This is a genomic window from Streptomyces sp. NPDC002911, assembly GCF_053591835.1.
This window is the reverse complement of record NZ_JBSFUO010000062.1, coordinates 1-7,685: the sequence shown is the minus strand read 5'-3', so window position 1 is coordinate 7,685 and position 7,685 is coordinate 1. Positions and strand designations below refer to the sequence as shown.

At 66.3% G+C, this 7,685-nt stretch carries 4 protein-coding genes and 1 pseudogene; 4 read left to right on the top strand and 1 reads right to left on the bottom strand.

The genetic code is table 11. The annotated features are described in order from the left end of the window. Positions 1-290: 290 nt before the first annotated feature. Together ACWD04_RS33485 and ACWD04_RS33480 are read left to right on the top strand one after the other, a co-directional pair. Positions 291-446, top strand: a pseudogene (locus tag ACWD04_RS33485) (IS3 family transposase); the annotation flags it as partial. Next, positions 407-1,078: an IS3 family transposase gene (locus tag ACWD04_RS33480; RefSeq protein ID WP_451137500.1), complete on the top strand. Its 672-nt coding sequence runs from the start codon at positions 407-409 to the stop codon at positions 1,076-1,078. The pseudogene ACWD04_RS33485 and the gene ACWD04_RS33480, both read left to right, overlap by 40 nt. A 41-nt stretch (positions 1,079-1,119) precedes the next feature. Here ACWD04_RS33480 and ACWD04_RS33475 read toward each other — a convergent pair whose 3' ends face one another. Continuing rightward, positions 1,120-2,667 carry an eCIS core domain-containing protein gene (locus ACWD04_RS33475; RefSeq protein WP_451137499.1) on the bottom strand — a complete coding sequence of 516 codons (1,548 nt, stop codon included), beginning with the start codon at positions 2,665-2,667 and terminating at the stop codon, positions 1,120-1,122. A gap of 519 nt (positions 2,668-3,186) precedes the next feature. On the opposite strand from ACWD04_RS33475, the gene ACWD04_RS33470 reads away from it, so the two are divergent. Both ACWD04_RS33470 and ACWD04_RS33465 read left to right on the top strand, forming a co-directional pair. Continuing rightward, complete coding sequence (locus tag ACWD04_RS33470; protein ID WP_451137498.1) at positions 3,187-3,603, top strand: hypothetical protein; 417 nt, start codon at positions 3,187-3,189, stop codon at positions 3,601-3,603. Then, a complete protein-coding gene (locus tag ACWD04_RS33465; protein WP_451137497.1) occupies positions 3,600-7,523 on the top strand; it encodes an NACHT and WD repeat domain-containing protein in 3,924 nt (1,307 codons plus the stop codon). Before ACWD04_RS33470 ends, ACWD04_RS33465 begins: the two co-directional genes overlap by 4 nt. Positions 7,524-7,685 lie beyond the last annotated feature (162 nt).

Here is a 7,685-nt window from a genome sequence, read left to right as displayed (position 1 = left end):
ACAGAACCCCTCAGCAAGGTTCATCGTCCCAGGTCAGGAAGGCACTTTCGCGTTTCCCCCCCAAGCCAGGCGTACCCAAGTGAAACGGCGAGGCTGAAGGCCGCAGCGAGTTTCTTCGCGGCCGAGCTCGACCGGCCACACACGCGCTCGTAGCCTTCATCGACGAGCACCGGGACCGCTTCGGCGGGGTCGAGCCGATCTGCGGGACGCTTACCGCACACGACTGCAAGATCGCCCCATCCACGTACTACGCCCACCACAAACGCCTCGAGGAACCCTCCGCACGCCGCGTGCGCGACGCGGAACTCAAAGAGAAGATTCAGAAGGTCTACACGTCCAACTACCGTGTCTACGGGGCCCGGAAGATATGGCGCGAGCTGAACCGGCAGGGACATGAGGTGGCCCGCTGCACCGTCGAGCGCCTGATGCGCGAGCTCGGCGATCAGGGAGCGGTGCGGGCCGGCGTGTCGTCACCACGATTCCCGGCGGGCAGGTCGAGCGGGCCCCCGACCTGGTGGACCGCGACTTCGCCGCCGTGGCGCCGAACCGGGGCTGGGTGGCGGACTTCACCCACGTGAAGACCTGGTCCGCGACTGTCTACGTCGCGTTCGTCGTGGACGCCCTCTCCCGCCGCATCGTCGGCTGGTCGGCGGCCACCGTGAAGGAGACCGTCTTCGTCCTGGACGCATCGGAGATGGCGCTGTGGCAGCGCGACCGTGACCAACGGCCCGTAAAGACAGGTGAGTCGGTTCATCACGCGGACGCCGGGTCGCAATACACGTCGTTCAAGCTCGCCGAGCATCCTCAGGCCGCCGGCATCGCCGCATCCATCGGCTCGGTCGGCGACGCCTACGATAACGCCCTCATGGAGTCGACGGTCGACCTGTACAAAACCGAGCTGATCAAGCCACAGCGGCCCTGGAAGACGCTCCCCCAAGTCGAATTGACCACCGCCGAGTGGGTCGACTGGTACAACCACCGAAGACTCCACGGCGAGACAGGCCACATCCCGCCCGTCGAATACGAAGCCAACTACTACACCGAAATCACGAAACCCCAGGTCACCACCACAATCTGAGACCTCTACCGAACCCAGGGCGGTTCACCCTGTCGTCCAGGTCAGTCCACCTCTTCAGTGGATTCGGATGAGCTGCTCTGCGACTGCCTAGCGCGGGCGAACCGGTCGGCGATCTCTTCCGGGGTCCCGGAGCCTGGAATCACACCGCGCATGGGGCCTTCCGCGAAGGGGAGCATACGTTCCCTCCGGTCGTTCGTCCGCTGCTCCTGGTGGCTCCCCAAACCGTCGGCGGCGGCCTGGGGAGTCGAGATCGCCATGCTGAGCAGACCTATCGCGGTGAGGAAGTCTGCGGGGATGGCTTTACCGGTGATGTTCCGCCACACGTCACCCGCGAAGGTCGTGCAATTGTGCAACGTGAAGTTGTAGTTCTGTGTGGACCGTTCATGGACGAGCTCATAACCCCTGATGACGTCCCTCAGAGCCACCATCTTTGACTCGCGGTGCGTGGGATTGCGCTTACCGACGAACGGGTCGGGGCAACGGACGCCGCCCTGCACGCTGCCGAGCGCCGCGAGACCCCCATTGACCGGGAAAAATCCGAAGGAGACCTTCGTCCCTTCGGACCCGGTGACCTCCATCCAGGCGTGACCTTCGATCAGATTGCCGGTGGAGAACACTTGGAACGAGACCTTCAGCTTCTTGTTGAGATCACCCTCATGCAGGTCTTGCACCAGCAGGTCGTGCAGCGGTTCCAGATCGCTGTTCTCCGACAGTGTGGGGAGCGGTTCCGGGGCCGCCTGCTCCCGCACCGGAGGTTGTGCTGCCCTCTCCGGTGAATCGGAATCGGATTCCGGGAGCACCCGCCTGACCCGAGGGAGACCCGGGCCCTCTGCGAGCCTGCCCGCTCGCCCTACAAGACCTTCCATTCCCTCAAAGTGACGTTCGATGTCGTTGTGGAGTTCTCGTCGTTCCGGGGAGCTGTCGGAGGCGGAGTTGTCGGCTTCGTAGTCTCTGTCGCCCGGGCGGCCGCGCGGGGCCTCCATGCGCTGGACGGCCGGTTCCGCAGCGGCGCGTTGCACGTTTCCGTCATGGCCGTGCGATCCGGGCAGCGTGAGATCCGGTGCCTCCCCCCGGGCCACTCGCTTGCCGTTGGCGGTGGAGGAGACCTCGAAGGGATCTCGCGGGCTCGAGACCTTGGCGCCCATTCCGTTGTCCGTGCCCGCCACAGGTCCCATGGCCTGCTGACGGACATGGTCGATCTCGTGATACACCGTCTCGTCGTTCACGGGCCGCGAACCGATAAAAATGTCCGAGCCGCTGGTGTAAGCGAGGGCACTCAGTTCGTCCGCCGACTGCTGGGACACAGGATCATCGTGCATCCGCACGTGTCCGAAGGGCATGCCGTAAGCCTGCTCCGCCGTCCTCTGGATGTGAGGCGCCAGCGGGCGGCCGGGGGTGCCCTGGGCGGCGTGGAAGGTAGAAAGCCCCTGGACTGCAGGCTCTTCCTCCACACGGCGCTGCAGGTCCACCTGGCCATGAGGGTGGTCGGGGCCGTGCTCGTGTCGCGAACATTGGATCGCCCGCCTCAGCTCCGCGTTACCCACCGTATCCGGCTGGACCCCCATGGAACGCTGGATCGCCTGCGTCACCGCCGCGTTCCCCGCCGTCGCGTGCAGGGCGGCCAGCTGGACGGGCGCGGGCAGAGAGGAGGAACGCCTGCCCGTGCTCTCGTTCCCAGATGATTCTTTGCGTTTATCGAGATACATCTGTGTTTTCTACCCAGGCCACCTGACCGGCGCAAGGACCCGTCGGGCAGAACTCGCACTGAGCAAGGACCGGACGGGCAGATTTCACTTGCCCGTCCGGCCTGTGCTTGCTCAGCTTTGATCTCGCATGAGCTCGTCATCTACCCGCCGAGGTTTCGTGCCGACTTCGTGGTGGGCGCTGGGTGGGACGGCTGCATACCAGCCCAGCTGGTGCCGTCCCGGTCGACGTAGGCCGTGGCGTCGCCGAGTGCTTCGCGCGGGGAGCAGCTGAACTCTCAATCGCGGCATGAGCCCCCTGTGTCCACACTCCGGGGGACGCCTCACAAAGGCCGCTTTGTGCAGCCCCCTGGCTTTTGGGGGTGCCTTTGAGATGATGGGCGACCGGTAGAAGAGGAGGCCGACATGGACCCAATAGTCTTAGCGGCGGGGACAGCACTGGTGAGTGCGATGGCGACGGATTCCTGGCAGCAGGTCCGGGACGCGACAGTGAGATGGTGGCGGGGGACGGGCGCGACGAACGCCGACGCTGTCGGGGCCCAGCTCGACGAGGTCAGGCCGCAGGTCGTGACGGCACGACAGGCGGGCGACGAGGACAGCGAGCGGGAACTGGCGGAGGCCTGGCGGGCTCGGCTACAGCAAGCGGTGCGCGACCGGCCGGACTTGGCCGCCGAACTGCGAAGCCTCTTCGACGAGCAGGTGATTCCCGTGCTGCCGGACAGTGAGCAGTCTCAGATGGGTTCGCCGGTGATGAAGGCCACGGCATCCGGCAACGGACGGGTGTACCAAGCGGGCCGAGACCAGCACATCACCGAACGTTGAGCGCTGAAGCCGACGACGCGGATAACGGGCAGGACAGTGGCCCCCGACTGCGGGCTGAGGCATCCGGCGAGGCCCGGATCTTCCAGGCCTCCAGAGACCAGGTCATCGCGGAGCAGGGCGATGTTCACCTTCACTACCTGGACGGTGTGCGCGAGACCCGGCAGGTCTCTGCGGGGGCGTCCGCTCCTCCGGATTGCCCCTACCCGGGCCTGGCGGCGTTCCAGCAGGACGATGCCCGGTGGTTCTTCGGCCGTGACTCCCTGATAGCCGATGTACTGACTGTTTTGGACGAACGGGCCAGCGACGGTGGCCCGTTGGTGATCGTCGCTCCCTCGGGCGCCGGTAAGTCCTCCCTCCTGACGGCCGGTGTGCTGCCCGCGCTCGATCGCGGCATGGTGCCGGGCTCTGCCAGGTGGCCGCAGCTGCTGTTCACTCCCTCGGCGACTCCGCTCATTGCCCTGGCCGGGCAACTGGCAGAGGTCACCGGCGTCGATACCGAACGCGCCGAAGCAGCTGTTGCCGCGGGTTCAGCAGCGTGTGCCGCCCTGGTGCGCGAAGCCTCTCGCCGCCGCCTCGTGATCGCGGTCGACCAGTTCGAGGAACTGTTCACGTTGTGTGAGAACGAATCTGACCGGCGGACGTTCCTTGACGTGCTGGCCTCGATGGCGGACGGCCCCAACCCCTTGGCGCTCGTTGTCTACGGACTCCGGTCCGACTTCTACACCCGCTGCACGGACTACCCGCAGTTGCGGTCAGCCCTGCAGAACCGGCAGATCGTCGTCGGCCCGCTGTCGGCAACCGGCGTGCGAGAAGCAATCATCTTCCCCGCCCGGCAGGTTGGTCTGACGATCGAGCCCGGGCTCGTCGAACTGCTCCTGGCGGACCTGGGCTACCCTGCCTATGAGGCCGGGCGGCTTCCGCTGCTCGCCCACACGCTACGCACGACGTGGCAGCAGCGGCACGGCAGCACGCTGACCGTCGACGGCTACCGCGCCACCGGTGGCATCCGGCACGCAGTCGCCACCAGCGCGGAGCGGATCTTCTCCCGTCTGGACCCGTCGGTCCAGCAAGGCGCACAGGCCATGTTCCTGCGACTGGTCAGGATCGGTGACAGCGCCGAGGGTACGGACGACACCCGCCGCCGCCTCTCCGTGGGCGACGACCTGTCCCCCGCTGCTCTGGAGGCGTTCACCGCTGGCCGTCTGCTTACCCGTGAAGACGACACCGTCACCATCACTCACGAAGTCCTGATCCACGCCTGGCCCCGTCTGCGTACTTGGATCGAAAGAGACCGGGAGGACCGCCTGGTCCGCCAGCGACTCGAAGAGGCGGCAGCCGCCTGGGAGAGCAGCGCTCGCGACCCGGACATGCTGCACCGCGGCAACCAGCTCGAGGCGGCCCGCGGGTGGGCCGGCCGAACCAGCTCGGTCGCCGCTGCCTTCCTCGCAGCCTCTGTGCGACGCTCACGCCGCACCACCCTGCTGGCCCGCGCCGCAATCGCCGCCCTGACCGCACTGACTCTGATCGCCAGTGCCGCCGCCATCGTCGCCTTCGTACAGCGGGGAACCGCCGAGGCCGAACGCGACACCGCCCGCTTCCGGCAGCTCATGGCCACGGCCGAGAAACTCCGCGACAGCGATCCCTCCCTGGCGGCGCAATTCGACCTCGCAGCCCACCACGCGAAGCCGAACGACCCCGACGCGTACACGCGGGTACTCAACGACGCCAACGCCACACTGTCCACCGCACTCACCGGATTCCCCGATCCGGTGTACGAGGTGGCGTTCAGTCCGAACGGTCGCGTACTGGCCGCCGTCGGCGGCAACGGGGCGGTCCGCTTGTGGGACACAAGCGACCCGAAGCGCCCCGTGGCCCTCGGGGACCCGCTGTTCAAAGACGACAGAGGCATCATGGAGCTGGCGTTCAGCCCGGACGGAGAGAAGCTGGTCACCACCGGCAGTGAGGAAACGGGCTGGCTCTGGGACGTCACCGATCCGGCCCACCCCGTGCGCCTGGGCGCACCCCTCAAGGGACATTCCAGCAGTGTGACCGTTATCGCGTTCAGCCCTGACGGCGACATGCTGGCGACCGCCGACGACCTGACGATCCGGCTCTGGGACGTGAGCACTCCAAGCGGACCCAAGCTTGTCGGCGGCCCGCTGACCGGGCACAGCGACTACGTCGCGTCCGCGGTGTTCACCTCGGACGGTAACACACTGATCACCGGTAGCTTCGACGGCACAGTGCGGTTGTGGGACACCACCGAGCCAGCTGACGCAGCCCAGTTGGGGCGCCCTCTGCGCGGGGACGACCACTTCTTCAGCTGGCTGAGCCGGCACGGCGGAACCCTGGCAGTTCCCGACGACGCCGGGAAGGTCTGGCTCTGGGACATCACCGAGCCCGCCAGGCCGAGGCTGCTGGGCAAGCCCCTGCCGGGTCACGGCAAAAGCGCGTTCGCTCTGGCCTTCAGCCCGGACGGCAACATACTCGCCGTGGCCGGAGACGACCGCACTGTACGGCTATGGGACGTCACGAATCCTGCCCGGCCGAGACTGCGGGGCGGCCCTCTGCCCGGCGCAGCTCTGGCCAGCGGCGAACTGCCCGACGTACAAACAGGAGACGGACATGTGCTGGTGTTCAGTCAGGACGGCAAGACGCTCGCCGCAGGCGGCAACGACGGAACCGTGCGCCTGTGGAACGTAGCACTACCGGACAAGATCACCCCGCTCGGCAACCTCCTGACCGGACACACTGACGGCATCCGGTCAATGGCGTTCAGTCCCGACGGCACCACACTGGCCACCGGCAGTTCGGATGCCACAGTTCGCTTGTGGCATGTTCCCGACGCCCGGCTGACCACAGACGCTGGCTTCGACAGTCCCACCATGTTCAGTCACAACGGAAAGACGCTGGCTGCTGACCACTTCGGCGAAAACTGGACGGTCTCCATGTGGGACGTCGGTGATCCGGCAGCGCCTGAACCGCTGGACCGCAGATTGACCGGCTACACCAAGGACGTTGGATCGGTACTCTTCAGCCCGGACGGCACCACGCTCGCCGCCGCCACTGATGAAAATGCAGTGCAACTGTGGGACGCCCGCGACCCCACGCACCCGAATCTCACCGGTGCTCCCCTAATCGGTCATACGAACCCTGTCACCTGGATGGCATTCACTCCCGATAGCGTCACACTCGCCACAAGTGACGGCGTAGCGGTGCGCCTGTGGGACACCAGCGACCCAGCCCACCCCACGGCGCTGGACGAGATCGTCACCGAAGACCAATCGACTTATGTTCGTGACCTGTCAATCAGTCCGGACGGCACCACCCTCGCCATAGGCACTGCCAAGGCATGGGCCTCTCGCGTGCAGTTGTGGGACATCAGCAACCCGGATCGCCCGAAAGCCTTGAGCGACCCCATCACACTGAACGACGCCACGCCGGGCAACTCCGACGGATTGGAAGGGCTATTGATCACTGGCAGCACACTGGTGACCGGCGGCTCCGACGGGACCGTGCGGTTGTGGGACATCAGCAACCCGGCCCACCCCCAAGCGCTGGGTGAGCCCCTCACCGGCCACGCGGGCAAGGTGATGTCCATGACGCTCAGTCCGGGAGGCCGCACACTGGCCACCGCCGGCCAGGACCACACCGTGCGGCTGTGGGACATCAGGGATCCAACTCGCCCCGAAGCACACGGTGAGCCCCTGACCGGCCATGCCGGTCCCGTTACCTCGACGGCGTTCAACCCTGACGGCAACCTCCTCGCCAGCACAAGCGAAGACGGGACGATCCGACTCTGGACGATGGACGCCGATCGAGCCACCGACCGGATCTGTAACGTCACCCGTGGCGCCCTCACCCCCGAGACATGGAAACGGCACCTGCCCGGGCTTTCCTACCAGCCACCGTGCGAATGAGAAGCCGCACCACACGGCGGTACAAGCACTCCTCCGTGGAACAGACTCTGCTCCTCTGACCACGTAAGGGACTGTAAAACGTTCGGCTCTGGCCCGTAATCGGTGGTAGCGCCGTGTAGTGATCACTGGAGGAGGATGCGGTGGCGGAGCAGGGGGAACCCG

Coding starts and splice junctions, on each gene's coding strand:
- ACWD04_RS33470 (WP_451137498.1), top strand. CDS start 3,187: ATGGACCCAATAGTCTTAGCGGCGGGGACAGCACTGGTGAGTGCGATG.